This is a genomic window from Microbacterium sp. NPDC058062 (assembly GCF_042885375.1).
Classification (GTDB): domain Bacteria; phylum Actinomycetota; class Actinomycetes; order Actinomycetales; family Microbacteriaceae; genus Microbacterium; species Microbacterium trichothecenolyticum_C.
Genome location: NZ_JBHVSC010000004.1, coordinates 293,361 through 308,513, shown reverse-complemented (window position 1 = coordinate 308,513; position 15,153 = coordinate 293,361). Strand labels below are relative to the sequence as shown.

The window sequence follows — 15,153 nt, the reverse complement described above, 5'->3', positions numbered from 1 at the left end:
GACGCAGCGCAGGGCCCCGGAGCGATCCGGGGCCCTGTCGCGTTCCCGGCGTGTGCGCTGCGCCTCGCCGAGGCCAGGGGGCGCTCCGGGCACGGGCGGCCGCGACACCCCCTTCATCCGTGAGACGACAGTCGGCGGACGAGACCGTGGGGATTCCCCGAGGTCTCGGCCGGACACTGCGGTCTCGGCGCGGAGGGCGGGGTCGGGGCTCGCGGGCTCGGCCCGGCGCAGACAGAGAAGAAGGAGGGGACCGGATGCTGCAGCATCCGGTCCCCTCCTTCTTATGGGCTGTATCGGATCAGGCCCCGTCGGCGCCGAGGCTGCCGAGGTAGAGACCGATGACCTTGGGGTCGCTGAGCAGCTCGCGCCCGGTGCCCTCGTAGGCGTCGCGGCCCTGGTCGAGGACGTAGCCGCGGTCGCAGATCTGCAGGCAGCGGCGGGCGTTCTGCTCGACCATGATCGTGGTCACGCCGGCCTTGTTGATGTCGGAGACGCGGATGAAGGCGTCGTCCTGGCGGACGGGCGACAGGCCGGCCGAGGGCTCGTCGAGGAGCAGGACGGACGGGTTCATCATGAGCGCGCGCGACATCGCGACCATCTGGCGCTCACCGCCCGAGAGCGAGCCCGCGCGCTGCTTGAGGCGCTTGCCGAGCTCGGCGAAGATCCCGGTGACGAAGTCGAGCCGCTCGGCGTACGCCTTGGGGCGCTGGTAGAGCCCCATCTGCAGGTTCTCCTCGATCGTGAGCGAGGGGAAGACGTTGTTCGTCTGCGGCACGAAGCCGACGCCGCGCTGCACGAGCTTGTCGGACTTGAGGCCGACGACGCTGGTGCCGTCGACCGTGATCTCGCCGCCGCGCACCTTGACCATGCCGAAGATCGACTTCAGCAGCGTCGACTTCCCGGCGCCGTTCGGGCCGATGATGCCGATCAGCTCGCCCTTGCGGGCGACGAGGTTGGCCCCGTTGATGATGTTGATGCCCGGCAGGTAGCCGGCGGTGAGGTCCTTGACCTCGACGACGATGCGGTCGCTCTTGATCTCGGTGGCGATGCCGCCGGCGGGTGCGGTGCCGGCCCCGTTGCCCGAGCCGGCGCCGGTTCCTGAGCCTGTCGAAGGGTCGGTCACTTGTTCTCCTCCTCGGCCTCGGCGATCGAGGCCTCCTCGGCCTCCTTGATCTCCTCGAGCAGCTCCTCCGCCGACGCGTCGAGTTCGCCGGCCACGCGCCCGGTCACGACGCCGAGGTCGACGTCCTGGTGGCTTCCGAGGTAGGCGTCGATCACCGCCGCGTCCTGCATGACGGTGTCGGGCGGGCCTTCGGCCACGACCTTGCCCTCGGCCATGACGACGACCCAGTCGGCGATGTGGCGCACCATGTGCATGTCGTGCTCGACGAAGAGCACGGTCATGCCGAGGTCCTTGAGGTCGAGGATGTGGTCGAGCAGCGACTCGGTGAGTGCCGGGTTGACGCCGGCCATGGGCTCGTCGAGCATCACCAGCGTCGGGTCGCTCATGAGGGCGCGCGCCATCTCGAGGAGCTTGCGCTGGCCACCCGAGAGCGATGCCGCATAGTCGTCGGACTTGGCGTCGAGCTTGAACCGCGTGAGCAGCTCCATCGCCTTGTCTTCGATGTCGTTGTCCTGTTTGCGCCAGATCGCCGGGACGATGCTGGCCCACAGGCTCTCGCCTCGCTGGCCGGTGGCGCCGAGCTTCATGTTCTCGAGCACCGTGAGAAGCGACAGGGCCTTGGTGAGCTGGAACGTGCGGACCTGGCCCATGCGGGCGACTTTGAACGACGGGATGCCCGACAGGTTCTGTCCGTCGAAGCTCCACGTTCCCGAGTTCGGCTTGTCGAAGCCGCACAGCAGGTTGAAGAGGGTCGTCTTGCCGGCGCCGTTGGGGCCGATGAGAGCCGTGATCGCGTTCCGCGGGATCTCGAGGTGCTCGACGTCGACGGCGGTCAGACCGCCGAAGCGGCGGGTGACGTCGTCGATGACGAGGATCGGATCGTTCTTCGCGACGCCGGGGACGGCATCGCCCTTCGCGAGACCCGTGGTCTTCGGGCGACGGATGCTGCCGGTCGCGGTCGTGACCGGGACCACCGGCTCATCGGCCGGCGGGTTGCTGGGCGGGTTACTTGACAAAGGTCAGCTCCCTCTTGTTTCCGAAGATGCCCTGCGGGCGGAAGATGACGATCAGCATGAGCGCGACGCCGACGAGGATGAACCGCAGCGTCGCCGCCTGCTGTGCGGTCAGCAGCGAGATGATCGGGATGTCGGACTGGGCGAGCACCGGGAGCACGTTGTCGAGGAAGCCCATGATCACCCAGAAGATGACCGAGCCCACGACGGGGCCGAACACGGTGGCCGCGCCGCCGAGCAGCAGGATCGTCCAGATGAAGAACGTGAGGCTCGTCGTGTACGTCGCCGGGACCACCGCCGACGGGAGGGCGAACACCACACCGCCGAGGGCGCCGAAGACGCCACCGATCATGAGCGCCTGCATCTTGTACGAGAAGACGTTCTTGCCGAGCGAGCGGACGGCGTCCTCGTCCTCGCGGATGCCCTTCAGCACGCGACCCCACGGGCTGCGCATGATGGCCCACACGATGTAGACGGCGATCGCCAGCAGGATGATACCGAAGACGCGCACCCACAGCTGGTCGGCGGTCCACTGCCAAGGCCCGAACCCGTAGATGATCGGCTCGCCGTCGGCTCCGGTCTTCGGGAACGGATTCGCCCCGCGGAAACCGGCATGGTAGCCGCCGAGACCGTCGGCGGAGTTCGTCCACTCGTCGAACAGCTGGGTCGTGAGCAGCAGACGCACGATCTCAGCGGCGGCGATCGTCACGATGGCGAGGTAGTCGGCGCGCAGACGCAGCGTCGGGATACCGAGGATGAGCGCGAAGATCACGGCAGCGACGCAGCCGACCAGGATGCCCGCCCACCAGGGCCAGCCGAAGCTCAGGATCGAGATCGCGTACCCGTAGGCGCCGAGGGCCATGAAGCCGGCCATACCGAAGTTCAGCAGGCCGCCGAATCCGAACTGGACGGCCAGGCCGGTCGCCGCGAGCGCGTACGCGATGGTCTCCGGGCTGAAGACCCAGTAAGCGGTGTTGTTGAAGATCTGTCCCCAGTCCATGACTAACCGAGCCTCTCTTTCCGGCCCAAGATGCCCTGGGGTCTCACCAGCAGGATGATGATCAGTACGGCGAGCGCGCCGACGTACTTCATGTCCGGCGGAATCCACAGCGTCGAGATCTCGACCAGGATGCCGACGATGAGCGCGCCGATGAGAGCGCCGAAGGCCGTTCCGAGCCCGCCCAGGGTCACCGCCGCGAAGATCAGCAGCAGGACCTGCACGCCCATGTCCCACTTGACGCCGGGGCGGAAGTACGCCCACAGCACACCGGCGATCGCGGCGAGCGCCGCGGCGAGGATCCACACGATCCGGATCACGCGGTCGACGTTGATGCCGGAGGCGGCGGCGAGACCAGGGTTGTCGCTGATCGCGCGCGTCGCCTTGCCGATGCGGGTGCGCAGCAGCCAGTACGCGACGGCGATGAGGAGCACGATGCTGATCGCCATCGAGGTGACGTCGATCCACGACAGCTTGATCGGGCCGATGACGATGTCGCGCGGCGCTCCTGCTCCGGGCAGCTGGTACGTGCCTCCGCCGATGAAGAACTGGAAGACGTACCTGCCGGCCAGCGAGAGACCGATGCTCACGATCATGAGCTGCACGAGCCCGAGCCCGCGGCGCCGCAGAGGACGCCACAGTCCGGAGTCGAGGGCCCAGCCGAGGATCGCGCCGAGCACGATGACGATCGGGATCGTGATGTACATCGGCACCTTGAGCCACACGCCGAAGATGAGGGCCATCACGGCGCCATAGGTCAGCATCTCGCCGTGGGCGAAGTTGCTGAGGCCGGTCGTGCCGAAGATGAGCGAGACGCCGACGGCCGCGAGCGCGAGCAGCAGGCCGAAGTTGATGCCGTTCATGATCCGCTCGATGAGCTGATCCCAGAATGACGTGGTGACGCGTTCACCCTCGCCGAGGAAGAGGTTGACGATCTTCGAGCCGGTGAGGCCGAAGCTCACGTCGAACGACGCCGTCGTCCCCTGCTTGGGCTGGATGCCCTCGGGCAGCTGCGCCGGGTCGACGATCACGCCGTCGGGCAGCGTGTCCTCGTCGACGGTGAGGACGTACTCCTCCTTCTCGGGCACGTACAGACGCCACTTGCCCTCGGCGTCGGTCACGGTGTCGGCCTTGAAGCCGTTGCCTTCGATCGACATCGTCACGCCCTCGACGGGCTCGTCGTTGTACTTGATCACGCCGCCGAAGTAGAAGTCGGTCTGCTCCTGGTCGCCGCCGGGGGTGTCGGGGGCGTCCGCGTGCGCACCGGTGGGTGCGGACAGGAACACCATTCCCGCGGCCAAGAGCAGGCCGAAGATCACGAGGATCCAGCGGCGGCTGTTGATCGTGGTCACAGTCGTAGGACCCACAGAACCTCCAGTTCGGCACACCACGCGGACACCGAAGCTCGGGTCGCATCGGCCGTGATGACGACGCTACGACTGTAATGTGTCGTCACTGTTTCGCCCAAGGTCCCTTGTGGATAAGTGATCCGATCGCAACCGGACAGCGCTCACCGGCTCGCGCGCGCTCGCGCGTGCCGTTATCCCGGGAACAAACGGCGCCCGTGCGCGCTTAGAATCGAGTACGGAGCGTCACGAGCGCACCGGCCGCCGCCGTCCACCCCCAGAGCACGCGCGCGCCCGCGCGAGGAGACCCCCATGGAGCACAACGACCCCTTCGGCTTCGTCGGACTGACCTACGACGATGTGCTGCTGCTGCCCGGCCACACCGACGTGATCCCCAGCGAAGCCGACACCTCGTCCCGAGTGACGCGACGCATCACCGTCGCGACCCCGCTCATCTCGAGCGCGATGGACACGGTGACGGAGTCGCGCATGGCGATCGCGATCGCCCGCGAAGGCGGTCTCGGGATCATCCACCGCAACCTCGCGATCGAGGACCAGGCGTCGATGGTCGACCGCGTCAAGCGGAGTGAGTCGGGCATGATCACCGACCCCATCACGACCACCCCCGACACCACGATCGAAGAGGTCGACTCGCTCTGCGCGCAGTACCGCATCTCGGGCCTTCCGGTCGTCGACGATGAGAACCACCTCGTGGGCATCGTCACGAACCGCGACATGCGCTTCGTCTCGGGCTTCGAGCGTCAGACCACCAAGGTGCGCGACGTCATGACCACCGACGGCCTGGTCACCGGCCGCGTGGGCATCAGCGCCGGCGAGGTCATCGCGCTCTTCGCGCAGCACCGCGTCGAGAAGCTCCCGCTCATCGATGAGCACGGCAAGCTCGCGGGCCTCATCACCATCAAGGACTTCGACAAGAGCGAGAAGTACCCCCTCGCCACCAAGGACGAGCAGGGCCGCCTCCGCGTCGGTGCCGCCATCGGCTTCTTCGGCGACGCCTGGCAGCGCGCCGAAGCTCTGCGCGACGCCGGTGTCGACGTCATCGTCGTCGACACCGCCAACGGCCAGTCGCAGGGTGTCATCGACATCGTCCGCCGGATCAAGGCCGACGCGAGCTTCGACCACATCGACGTCATCGGCGGCAACGTCGCGACCCGCGAGGGCGCACAGGCGCTCATCGACGCGGGCGTCGACGCCGTCAAGGTCGGCGTCGGCCCGGGCTCGATCTGCACCACCCGCGTCGTCGCCGGCGTCGGCGTGCCGCAGGTGACCGCGGTGTACGAGGCCTACCTGGCCGCGCGCGAAGCCGGCATCCCGGTGATCGCCGACGGCGGCCTGCAGTACTCGGGCGACATCGCCAAGGCGCTCGTCGCCGGCGCCGACACCGTCATGCTGGGCTCGCTCCTCGCCGGCACCGACGAGTCGCCGGGCGAGATCGTCTTCCAGGGCGGCAAGCAGTTCAAGCAGTACCGCGGCATGGGCTCGCTGGGTGCGATGCAGACCCGCGGCAAGAAGACGTCGTACTCGAAGGACCGCTACTTCCAGGCCGACGTCCCCACCGACGACAAGCTCATCCCCGAGGGCATCGAGGGCCAGGTCGCCTACCGCGGTCCGGTCTCGGCCGTCGCCTACCAGCTCGTCGGCGGTCTGCGCCAGTCGATGTTCTACGTCGGCGCCCGCACGATCGACGAGCTCAAGGCCAAGGGCAAGTTCGTCCGCATCACCGCGGCCGGCCTCAAGGAGTCGCACCCGCACGACGTCCAGATCGTCGTCGAGGCCCCCAACTACAAGAAGTAACCCGCTTCGGAAACGGATGCCTCGGCCCCGCGCGCTGCGCAGGGTCGAGGCATCCGTCGTTCCCGGTGAGCGTGGTCAGGGGAGGCGGAACGGCTCCGCGGCCCGCGCGGCGTCGTCCGTCGCGAGGTCGGCGAGCACGGAGCCCACGGCCGGCGTGAACTTGAAGCCGTGGCCGGAGAAGCCGGCGCCGACCACGATGCGGCCGCGTCGGTCGAGGACGAAGTCCTGCGATTCCGTGGACGTGTAGGTGCAGCTGATGGGCTCGGCCGAGTCGGCGTCGAGACCCGGGAACCACTCGGCCACATAGTCGCGCAGCTGCGCGGCCCGCGCGGCCACCGGGCGGAAGGTGCGGGCGTCGGGATCGACCACGGGGCCGACGAGGTGGAAGCCCACCTTCACGCCCTCGCCCGGCGTCGGCATGCCGTAGACGTTCGCGGGGTACCGCTCGGGCGGCAGGAGATGGTTGAACGACGGCCACAGCGCATCCGGCGTGATGGGGGCGAAGTGCGCGGGGCTCTCCTCGGTCACGGTCAACCGGGGGAGCGGGAAGGACGCCGGAAGGATGCCGCCAGTCCAGGCTCCCGAGGTCGCCACCACGGTCTCGGCCAGGAGGTCGTGGCGCTCGCCGCCGACGTCGACCGTCAGCGCGACGCCGTCGGCGCGCTCGTCGAGCGAGACCACGCGGTGCCCGAAGCGGACGTCGGCTCCGTGGCTGCGCGCGTCCTGCTCGAGCGCCTCGAGGGCCGCCGACGCGCGGACCACCCCGGCGTCGGGCGTGAACAGCACGTCGCCGGTGAACCGCATCCCGTGCCAGCGCCGTGCCGCCTCGTTCGCGGCGAGCACCTCGGCGCGCTCGCCGCGGGCGAGGAGCGCGCCGTGCACATCGGCGACGACGGCGTCGTCGCCGTGGGTCACGAGCCCGTGCAGGCGCAGCAGCGGTTCGCCGGTCGCGCGCGAGAGCTCGTCCCACTGGGCGCGCGCCAGCGTGAGCAGATCGAGGTAGTGGGCGGCGCCGTAGGCGTTGTTGAAGTTGCGGGTGGCGCCGTGCGAGGCGCCGCGGGTGTGACCCCGTTCGAAACGCTCGAGCGCGACCACGCGATGTCCGCGCCGCGCGAGCTGCCACGTCGCCGCCAGCCCCATGGCACCCGCGCCGACCACGACGTACGGAACATGCTCGGTCACGTGGGCCTCCCAGGTCTCGGATGCCGAGGGGCGCAGCATCCGTCTCCTCCTCCATCCAACCCCAGCACGTGCGGCCGCGAAGCTGCGGTGACCCCGTGTGACGGCGGGCGCTCTGCACCGTGCGTCGCGAGTGTCGCTACCCTGGCGCCATGATCAGGCAGCGGCGGCATCCGGCGGCGACGCAGCGAACGACGCGTCTCGAGGCGTTCACGGACGGGGTCTTCGCGATCGCGGCGACGCTTCTCGTGCTCGACCTCACCCAGCACTCGCTCGGCAAGGTCGAGTCGGACGCGCAGATGTGGGCCGCGCTCGCGGGCATGTACGAGCTGTTCCTGAACTTCGGCCTGAGCTTCGTGCTGCTGTGCCTCATGTGGATGGTGCACGTCCAGCAGTTCGAGCACGTCGCGCGCGTGGATGCGACGACGGTGTGGCTGAACAACGCGCGCCTGCTGTTCATCGTGCTGGTGCCGTTCGCGACCAACCTCACGACCGAGTACTCCGAGTGGCTCGCGGGCCGGCTCGCGATGCCCGTGACGTTCTTCCTCGCGATCCTGTTCAGCTGGCTGCAATGGGGCTGGGCGGTGCGCCGGCGCGATGTGCTGCTCCCCGACATGACGAAGGACGACGCCATCGCCTACGGGCGCAGCTCGCTGAGCGCCCTCATCATCTCGGCCCTCGTCGTGGTGCTCGCGCCGTGGATCGGGTCGCTCGCATTCCTGCTGTTCGCCCTCGACGGGCCGTTCACGAGGCTGCTCCGCGGGCGGAACAGCTGACGCGCAGCACCCCGGGACGGATGCCTCGTCCCGGGGTGCTGCGCGAGCGCTCAGACGGCGGCGGGCGTCGCCTCTGCCATCTCTGACCCGGCCGCCTCGGCCCGATCGGTGGCGGGGGTCGCAGCATCCGTCGTCCCCTTGCCGGAGGGGAGCCACAGCGCCACGATCGTCGCGGCGAACAGGACGGCCGCACCGGTGAAGACCGCGGGGCGGGCGGCGTCGACGTACATGTCGGGCAGGAGCTCGCCGCCGGCGCTCACGAAGATGGCGGTCATCACGGCGGTGCCGAGCGCGACGCCGAGCTCGCGGACGGTGGAGTTCACGCCGGACGCCTTGGCGTGGTCGATGAGCCCGAGCGTCGCGAGCAGCGCCGTCGCCGACGGGGCGAACACGAGTGCCATGCCGACGCCGGCCATGATGAACGGCGCGATCAGCGTCGGGTAGTCGAGGTCGGTCGACATGACGGCGGCGATCCATGTGAGGGCGATGCCCTGCAGGGCGAGACCGAGCACCAGCAGGATGCGCGTCCCGACGCGGGGAGCCAGGATGCCGGCGATCGGGGCGACGATCATGGGCGCGAGGGTCCACGGGGTGGTCTGCACCGCGGCTTCGAGGGGCGTGGACCCCTGCACGACCTGCAGGTACTGGATCAGGATGAACACCGCGCCGAACGTGCCGAAGCTGAACGCGAACCCGACGATGTTGGTGATCGAGAACGAGCGGTCGCGGAAGAGGCGCAGCGGCATGAGGGGCGCCTGCGCGCGGGTCTGCCACCAGAGGAACGCGGCGACGAGCAGCGTGCCGAGCACGATCTCGGCGATGACCCCGATCGAGTCCCAGCCGTCGTCGTTGCCGCGCACGATGGCGTGCACGAGGGCGAGCACACCGGCGGCGGCGAGCAGTGCACCCGGAATGTCGATGCGGGCGCGTGCGCCGAAGTCGTTGTTCAGCACGACGAGCGCGAGGGGGATCGCGATGATCGCGACGGGCACGTTGATCCAGAAGATCGCCTGCCAGTCCCAGCCTTCCATGATCGCCCCGCCGACGAGCGGGCCGACCGCGACGCCGAGGCCCGAGACGCCGCCCCAGATGCCGATCGCGAGGGCGCGCCTGGCCGGTGGCACCGCCCCGCTCAGGAGCGCCAGAGAGAGGGGCATCACGCCCGCGGCGCCCAGACCCTGCACGGCGCGGGCGGCGATGAGCTGACCCGGGTCGGTGCTGAGGGCGGCGAGTACCGAGCCCACGCCGAACACGGCGATGCCGATCGCGAAGAGGGTGCGGCGGCCGAACCGGTCGCCGAGCGCCGAAGCGATGAGGATCGCGCCGGCGAACGCCAGCGTGTACGCGTTGACGAACCACTGCAGCTCTTCGACGCTCGCGCCCATCTCGCGGTGCAGCACCGGGAGCGCGTTCGTCATGACGAGGTTGTCGAGCGTGGCCATGAACATCGGGAGGGATGCCGCGGCCACCACGAGCGCGAACGGCCGCGTGCGACGGGGGGTCGCGATGAGGGGTGATTCGGTCATGGGAGGCTCCGGTTGTAATTGGATGATTACCTGCTGGAGATTAATGTAGTAATCGACTGATTACAAAGTCAAGTCATTCGCTGATAACCTTTCGGCATGACATCTCCGGCAGTGGACGAGGCACCGGCCGAGACGGGCAAGCGCCTGTCGTCGGAGGAGCGGCGCCGTCAGATCCTGGTGGCCGCGCTCGCCGTGTTCGGCGCCCGCGGCTACGAGGGCGCGACGACCGATGAGGTGGCCCGCGCCGCCGGGGTCAGCCAGCCGTACGTCGTGCGACTCTTCGGCTCGAAGGAGAACCTGTTCCTCGCGGCGATCGAAGACGCCCTGGCGCGCATGCTCGCCGGTTTCCGGGCGGCGCTCGCCGACGACTCCCCGCACGACCCCGACATCACGCCGGAGAAGGCGGCGGCCAAGCGCATCGGACAGGCCTACGTCGACCTCATCGCGGTGCGCGGGCTCCACCAGACGCTCGCGCACGCCTACCTGCTCGGGAGTCATCCCGTCATCGGCGCGGCCGCGCGCCAGGGCTTCGCGAAGGTCTGGCGGTTCTTCCGCGACGAGATGGGGCTCGACGCCGACGAGTCGCGCGCGTTCATGGCCGAGGGCATGCTCATCTCGACGATGATCGGCCTGCGCATCGTGGACGACTACGGCTCCGACCCGCAGATCACCGAGCTCTTCCGCTCCTGCTTCCCGACCGAGCTGCCCCACGTGCTCGAGGTCCTCCCGCGCGGCACCGACCGCTGGTAGATGCGGGGGACGGATGCTGCGGGCCGCAGCATCCGTTCACATCACGTGATCTCGCCGAGCGCATACGTCGTTCGCGCGCGCAACGGGTGGTCTCGGTAACAGCACGCGATGTGAACGGGGGACGGATGCTGCTCCCTGGCCCGCGTCGGGGGCGCGGCGTAGGGTCGGGGGCATGTGCCGGAACATCCACACGCTCCACAACTTCGAGCCCGCAGCCTCGTCCGCCGAGGTCCACGCCGCCGCGCTCCAGTACGTGCGCAAGATCGCGGGCACGACCAAGCCCTCGAAGGCGAACCAGGAGGCCTTCGACCACGCCGTGCACGAGATCGCGCACATCACGCAGCACCTGCTCGACGACCTCGTCGCGGTGACGCCGCCCAAGAACCGCGAGGTCGAGGCCGCCAAGGCGCGTGAGCGCGCGATCCGCTCGGGCAGGTACGCCGCCCCCGCCGCCTGAGCTCGGTTCTCCGCTCGTTGAGTGGAGCGCGCTCTGGCACGCGAAGACGAGACGCCTCGGGCCTGCGGTCGACGCCGGTTCGGTGCGTTTCGTCTCACTCGTTCCTCGCTCGCTCGACGAGCGGGGGGTGGGGAGTCTGGTCGGCTCCCTGAACGGCGACGGATGCCGCATCGGAGCAGACAGGGAACACCGTGGGGTACATCGACATCGCCGCCGTCTCGTATGCGCTGCCGGACGGTCGGCCGCTGCTCGACGAGGTCTCGTTCCGCGTGGGCGAGGGGTCGACGACGGCGCTCATCGGCCAGAACGGCGCCGGCAAGACGACGCTGCTGCGCATCATCCGGGGTGAGACTCCGGCGCTCGCCGGTGTCGTGTCCATCGACGGCGGCCTCGGCGTCATGGACCAGTTCGTCGGCCACGGCGAGGCCGGGCAGACGGTTCACGACCTCCTCATCGCCGTCGCCCCCGACCGCGTGCGTCGCGCCGCGCGCGAGCTCGAGGACTCCGAGGCGGCGATCATCGAGCACGACGACCTCGACACGCAGATGCGCTACGCCGGAGCGCTCGCCGACTACGCCGAAGCCGGCGGCTACGAGTACGAGACCGTCTGGGACACGTGCACGACCACGGCCCTCGGCATCCCGTTCTCGCGTGCACGGTTCCGCGAGCTCACCACGCTGTCGGGCGGCGAGCAGAAGCGGCTCGCGCTCGAGGCGCTGCTGCGCGGACCCGACCAGGTGCTGCTGCTCGACGAGCCCGACAACTACCTAGACGTTCCCGGCAAGCGGTGGCTCGAAGGGCGCCTGCGCGAGACGCAGAAGACGGTGCTGCTGGTGTCGCACGACCGCGAGCTGCTGGCCCGTGCCGCCGACCGCATCGTGACCCTCGAAGCGGGCGGCGCGGGGAGCACCGCGTGGGTGCACGGCGGCGGCTTCGGCACCTATCACCGGGCACGGGAGGACCGGATGCTGCGCCTCGACGAGCTGCGCCGCCGCTGGGACGAGCAGCACGTCAAGCTCAAAGAGCTCGTGGCGACCCTCAAGGTCAAGGCCACGGCCAACGACACCTTCACCTCTCGGTATCGCGCGGCTCAGACGCGGCTGCGGAAGTTCGAGGAGGCGGGTCCGCCGCAGGAGCGCCCGAGGGAGCAGGACCTCGACGTGCGCCTGCGCGGCGCGCGCACGGGCCGGCGGGCGGTCGTCGCCGAGCAGCTCGAGCTCACGGGGCTCATGAAGCCGTTCGATCTCGAGGTGTGGTTCGGCGACCGGGTCGCGGTGCTCGGATCGAACGGCTCGGGCAAGTCGCACTTCCTTCGGCTGCTCGCCCGCGGCGGCACCGACCCCGACGGGCGCCTCGGGCATCTCACGACGACGGGCGCCGCACTGGATCCCGTGGCGCACACCGGGCGCGGGATCCTCGGCGCGCGCGTCGTGCCGGGATGGTTCGCGCAGACCCACCGCCACCCCGAGTTCGACGGCAAGACGCTGCTCGACATCCTCCATCGCGGCGAGGACGCCCGCGCCGGGCTGCCCCGCGAGGCCGCGTCGAGCGCGCTCGACCGGTACGGACTCGTCGCGCAGGCCGAGCAGACGTTCGACAGCCTGTCGGGCGGGCAGCAGGCGCGGTTCCAGATCCTGCTGCTCGAGCTCTCGGGTGCGACGCTGCTGCTGCTCGACGAGCCGACCGACAACCTCGACCTCGTCTCGGCCGAGGCGCTGCAGGATGCCCTAGCCCGCTTCGAGGGCACCGTGCTCGCCGTGACGCACGACCGCTGGCTCGCGAAGTCCTTCGACCGGTTCCTCGTCTTCGGCTCCGACGGCCGTGTCTTCGAGTCGAATGAGCCGGTCTGGGACGAGTCCCGCGTCGCGCGGGCGCGCTGACGCTTTCGAGTCGTGAGAACCCCGGAAGGTAGGCTGGTCGCGTGAGCATGGACATCGAACTCGGCCGGGCCAAGCGGGCGCGTCGCGCCTACACGTTCGACGACATCGCGGTGGTGCCCTCGCGGCGCACGCGCAACCCCGAAGACGTCTCGACCACGTGGACGATCGACGCCTTCAGCTTCGACATCCCGGTGCTGGGCGCCCCGATGGACTCGGTCGTGAGCCCGCGCACCGCGATCATGCTGGGTCAGCTCGGCGGCCTGGGCGTCCTCGACCTCGAGGGCCTGTGGACCCGCTACGACGACCCCGAGCCGCTGCTGGCCGAGATCGCCGGCATGGAGAAGGCCGCCGCGACCCGTCGCATGCAGGAGCTGTACAGCGAGCCCATCAAGCCCGAGCTCGTGCGCGATCGCCTCGCCGAGATCCGCGCGGGCGGTGTCACGGTCGCCGGTTCCCTCACCCCGCAGCGCACCCAGGAGCTGTACGAGACGGTCGTCGCCGCCGGTGTCGACCTCTTCGTGATCCGCGGCACCACGGTCTCGGCCGAGCACGTCTCGAGCGTCGACCAGCCGCTGAACCTCAAGAAGTTCATCTACGACCTCGATGTCCCCGTCATCGTGGGCGGCGCCTCGACGTACACCGCCGCCCTGCACCTCATGCGGACGGGCGCTGCCGGCGTTCTCGTCGGCTTCGGCGGGGGAGCCGCGTCCACCACGCGCGCGACCCTGGGCCTGCACGCCCCGATGGCGACCGCGGTCGCCGACGTCGCCGGCGCGCGCCGCGACTACCTCGACGAGTCGGGCGGGCGCTACGTGCACGTCATCGCGGACGGCGGCGTGGGCACGTCGGGCGACATCGTCAAGGCGATCGCGATGGGCGCCGACGCCGTCATGCTCGGCGTGGCGCTCGCGCGCGCGACGGATGCTCCGGGCCAGGGCTTCCACTGGGGACCCGAGGCGCACCACGCCAAGCTTCCGCGCGGCCGCCGCGTGAAGGTCGACCAGGTCGCGTCGCTCGAGGAGATCCTCTACGGCCCCGCGCCGGTCGCCGACGGCACCGCGAACCTCATCGGGGCCCTGCGCAAGTCGATGGCCACGACCGGATACTCCGACCTCAAGGAGTTCCAGCGGGTCGAGGTCGTCGTCGCGCCGTACGCCGCGGGATGACGGGTGCCATGACCGACCCCGACCCGACGGGAGGGGCTGACCTCGCGCCCGAGGCCTTCCCGCCGACCCTGCGCGAGGTGATGCTGCGCCCGCGATGGATCGGGATGCTGCTGCTCTGCCTCGTCGTCGCGGGCGTGTTCGCGTGGCTCGGGCAGTGGCAGCTCGGTCGTGCGGTGACGACGAATCCGGTGCCGCCGGGGGCGACCGAAGAGGTGCAGCCCCTGGCCGACGTCGCCCTGCCGGGCGAGTACCTGCCGGAGCCGCTCGTCGGCCAGCGCGTGGAGACCCGCGGAACCTGGGTCCCCGAGGACTTCATCGTCGTCGAGTCGCGCTACAACGACGGCGCCGAGGGCTACTGGGTGACCGGGCAGCTGCGCATCGACCCCGACGTGAGCGCGACGGTCGGCCCGACGTCGGTCGCCGTGGCGCTCGGGTGGGCGGCCACCGAAGAGGATGCGCGCGCGGCCATCGAGCAACTCGAGGACGCAGCATCCGCCGGTGAGACCGTCGAGGTGACCGGACGCCTGATCTCGGACGAGGGGCCGCTGCTCCCGCCCCGTGGTGCGGACCCGCAGACGCTGACGCGCATGTCGCCCGCGGCCCTGCTCGGTCAGTGGCACGACATCGATGCGCTCTTCGTGTACCGCCCGTACATCGCCTCCGTGGATGCTGTCGCCGGGCTCGATGCGATCTCGTCGCCGGCACCGGTGGAGGGCTCGGGCATCAACTGGCTCAACATCTTCTACGCGGTCGAGTGGGCCGTGTTCGCCGGCTTCGCCTTCTACCTCTGGTACCGCCTTGCGAAGGACGCGTGGGAGAAGGAGGTCGAGGACTTCGAGGACGACCGCCGCGAGTCGGAAGGCGATCCCGAGCCCGCGACATCCTGAACCCGGACCAACAATTCCGTGGCTGCGAGGGGAATCCTCACGGCTTCAGGTGAACGGAATCCGACGGGACGGAGAAGCGCCGAGGGCCCGGCGAGATTCATCCGCGTGAATGTTTCGGGCGCGGGTGAACACTCGGGGAAGAGCCGGGGAACCGCCCGGAATCGGGCTCGCCGCTTCGCAAGACTCGCCTCGGGCCCGCCATATGGCGGGCCTGCGCCTTGCGCGCCGACCGAGCCGG

Annotated in this window: 13 protein-coding genes; 7 read left to right on the top strand and 6 right to left on the bottom strand. The window is 69.8% G+C overall.

Annotated features, from left to right (window positions below; all coding sequences use genetic code 11):
* Positions 1–298: 298 nt before the first annotated feature.
* The 4 genes from ACFVSU_RS14755 to ACFVSU_RS14740 form a co-directional block, all read right to left on the bottom strand.
* Complete coding sequence (locus tag ACFVSU_RS14755; protein WP_387145266.1) at positions 299–1,036, bottom strand: ABC transporter ATP-binding protein; 738 nt, start codon at positions 1,034–1,036, stop codon at positions 299–301.
* 83 nt (positions 1,037–1,119) lie between these two features.
* Positions 1,120–2,097: an ABC transporter ATP-binding protein gene (locus ACFVSU_RS14750; protein WP_387145259.1), complete on the bottom strand. Its 978-nt coding sequence runs from the start codon at positions 2,095–2,097 to the stop codon at positions 1,120–1,122.
* Positions 2,098–2,128: 31 nt separating this feature from the next.
* On the bottom strand, positions 2,129–3,136 hold the full coding sequence (locus ACFVSU_RS14745) for a branched-chain amino acid ABC transporter permease (RefSeq protein WP_387144295.1): 1,008 nt from the start codon (positions 3,134–3,136) through the stop codon (positions 2,129–2,131).
* Positions 3,137–3,138: 2 nt separating this feature from the next.
* Positions 3,139–4,422, bottom strand: coding sequence for a branched-chain amino acid ABC transporter permease (locus ACFVSU_RS14740; protein WP_387145256.1), 1,284 nt, complete (start codon positions 4,420–4,422; stop codon positions 3,139–3,141).
* A gap of 369 nt (positions 4,423–4,791) precedes the next feature.
* Here ACFVSU_RS14740 and guaB point away from each other — a divergent pair, with 369 nt between their 5' ends.
* On the top strand, positions 4,792–6,294 hold the full coding sequence (guaB, locus tag ACFVSU_RS14735; protein ID WP_310288600.1) for an IMP dehydrogenase: 1,503 nt from the start codon (positions 4,792–4,794) through the stop codon (positions 6,292–6,294).
* 75 nt (positions 6,295–6,369) lie between these two features.
* Here guaB and ACFVSU_RS14730 read toward each other — a convergent pair whose 3' ends face one another.
* Positions 6,370–7,515 carry an FAD-dependent oxidoreductase gene (locus ACFVSU_RS14730; protein ID WP_387144292.1) on the bottom strand — a complete coding sequence of 382 codons (1,146 nt, stop codon included), beginning with the start codon at positions 7,513–7,515 and terminating at the stop codon, positions 6,370–6,372.
* Positions 7,516–7,625: 110 nt separating this feature from the next.
* On the opposite strand from ACFVSU_RS14730, the gene ACFVSU_RS14725 reads away from it, so the two are divergent.
* Complete coding sequence (locus tag ACFVSU_RS14725; protein WP_387144289.1) at positions 7,626–8,249, top strand: TMEM175 family protein; 624 nt, start codon at positions 7,626–7,628, stop codon at positions 8,247–8,249.
* Between the two features lie 50 nt (positions 8,250–8,299).
* Here the strand turns inward: ACFVSU_RS14725 and ACFVSU_RS14720 are convergent, their stop codons facing one another.
* Positions 8,300–9,775 carry an MFS transporter gene (locus ACFVSU_RS14720; RefSeq protein ID WP_387144286.1) on the bottom strand — a complete coding sequence of 492 codons (1,476 nt, stop codon included), beginning with the start codon at positions 9,773–9,775 and terminating at the stop codon, positions 8,300–8,302.
* A gap of 96 nt (positions 9,776–9,871) precedes the next feature.
* Between ACFVSU_RS14720 and ACFVSU_RS14715 the strand changes: the two genes are divergently transcribed.
* From ACFVSU_RS14715 to ACFVSU_RS14695, 5 genes are all read left to right on the top strand, one after another.
* A complete protein-coding gene (locus ACFVSU_RS14715; protein ID WP_387144283.1) occupies positions 9,872–10,525 on the top strand; it encodes a TetR/AcrR family transcriptional regulator in 654 nt (217 codons plus the stop codon).
* A gap of 172 nt (positions 10,526–10,697) precedes the next feature.
* Positions 10,698–10,982, top strand: coding sequence for a DUF2277 domain-containing protein (locus tag ACFVSU_RS14710; RefSeq protein WP_045297069.1), 285 nt, complete (start codon positions 10,698–10,700; stop codon positions 10,980–10,982).
* A 191-nt stretch (positions 10,983–11,173) separates the two neighbouring features.
* Positions 11,174–12,862, top strand: coding sequence for an ABC-F family ATP-binding cassette domain-containing protein (locus ACFVSU_RS14705; protein WP_387144280.1), 1,689 nt, complete (start codon positions 11,174–11,176; stop codon positions 12,860–12,862).
* A gap of 47 nt (positions 12,863–12,909) precedes the next feature.
* Positions 12,910–14,028 carry a GuaB3 family IMP dehydrogenase-related protein gene (locus ACFVSU_RS14700; RefSeq protein WP_387145253.1) on the top strand — a complete coding sequence of 373 codons (1,119 nt, stop codon included), beginning with the start codon at positions 12,910–12,912 and terminating at the stop codon, positions 14,026–14,028.
* An 80-nt stretch (positions 14,029–14,108) separates the two neighbouring features.
* Positions 14,109–14,915: an SURF1 family protein gene (locus tag ACFVSU_RS14695; RefSeq protein WP_387145250.1), complete on the top strand. Its 807-nt coding sequence runs from the start codon at positions 14,109–14,111 to the stop codon at positions 14,913–14,915.
* The last annotated feature ends 238 nt before the right edge of the window (positions 14,916–15,153 follow it).

Coding starts and splice junctions, on each gene's coding strand:
- ACFVSU_RS14700 (WP_387145253.1), top strand. CDS start 12,910: ATGGACATCGAACTCGGCCGGGCCAAGCGGGCGCGTCGCGCCTACACG.
- ACFVSU_RS14720 (WP_387144286.1), bottom strand. CDS start 9,775: ATGACCGAATCACCCCTCATCGCGACCCCCCGTCGCACGCGGCCGTTC.
- guaB (WP_310288600.1), top strand. CDS start 4,792: ATGGAGCACAACGACCCCTTCGGCTTCGTCGGACTGACCTACGACGAT.
- ACFVSU_RS14695 (WP_387145250.1), top strand. CDS start 14,109: ATGCTGCGCCCGCGATGGATCGGGATGCTGCTGCTCTGCCTCGTCGTC.
- ACFVSU_RS14740 (WP_387145256.1), bottom strand. CDS start 4,422: ATGGTGTTCCTGTCCGCACCCACCGGTGCGCACGCGGACGCCCCCGAC.
- ACFVSU_RS14745 (WP_387144295.1), bottom strand. CDS start 3,136: ATGGACTGGGGACAGATCTTCAACAACACCGCTTACTGGGTCTTCAGC.
- ACFVSU_RS14710 (WP_045297069.1), top strand. CDS start 10,698: ATGTGCCGGAACATCCACACGCTCCACAACTTCGAGCCCGCAGCCTCG.
- ACFVSU_RS14730 (WP_387144292.1), bottom strand. CDS start 7,515: ATGCTGCGCCCCTCGGCATCCGAGACCTGGGAGGCCCACGTGACCGAG.
- ACFVSU_RS14725 (WP_387144289.1), top strand. CDS start 7,626: ATGATCAGGCAGCGGCGGCATCCGGCGGCGACGCAGCGAACGACGCGT.
- ACFVSU_RS14715 (WP_387144283.1), top strand. CDS start 9,872: ATGACATCTCCGGCAGTGGACGAGGCACCGGCCGAGACGGGCAAGCGC.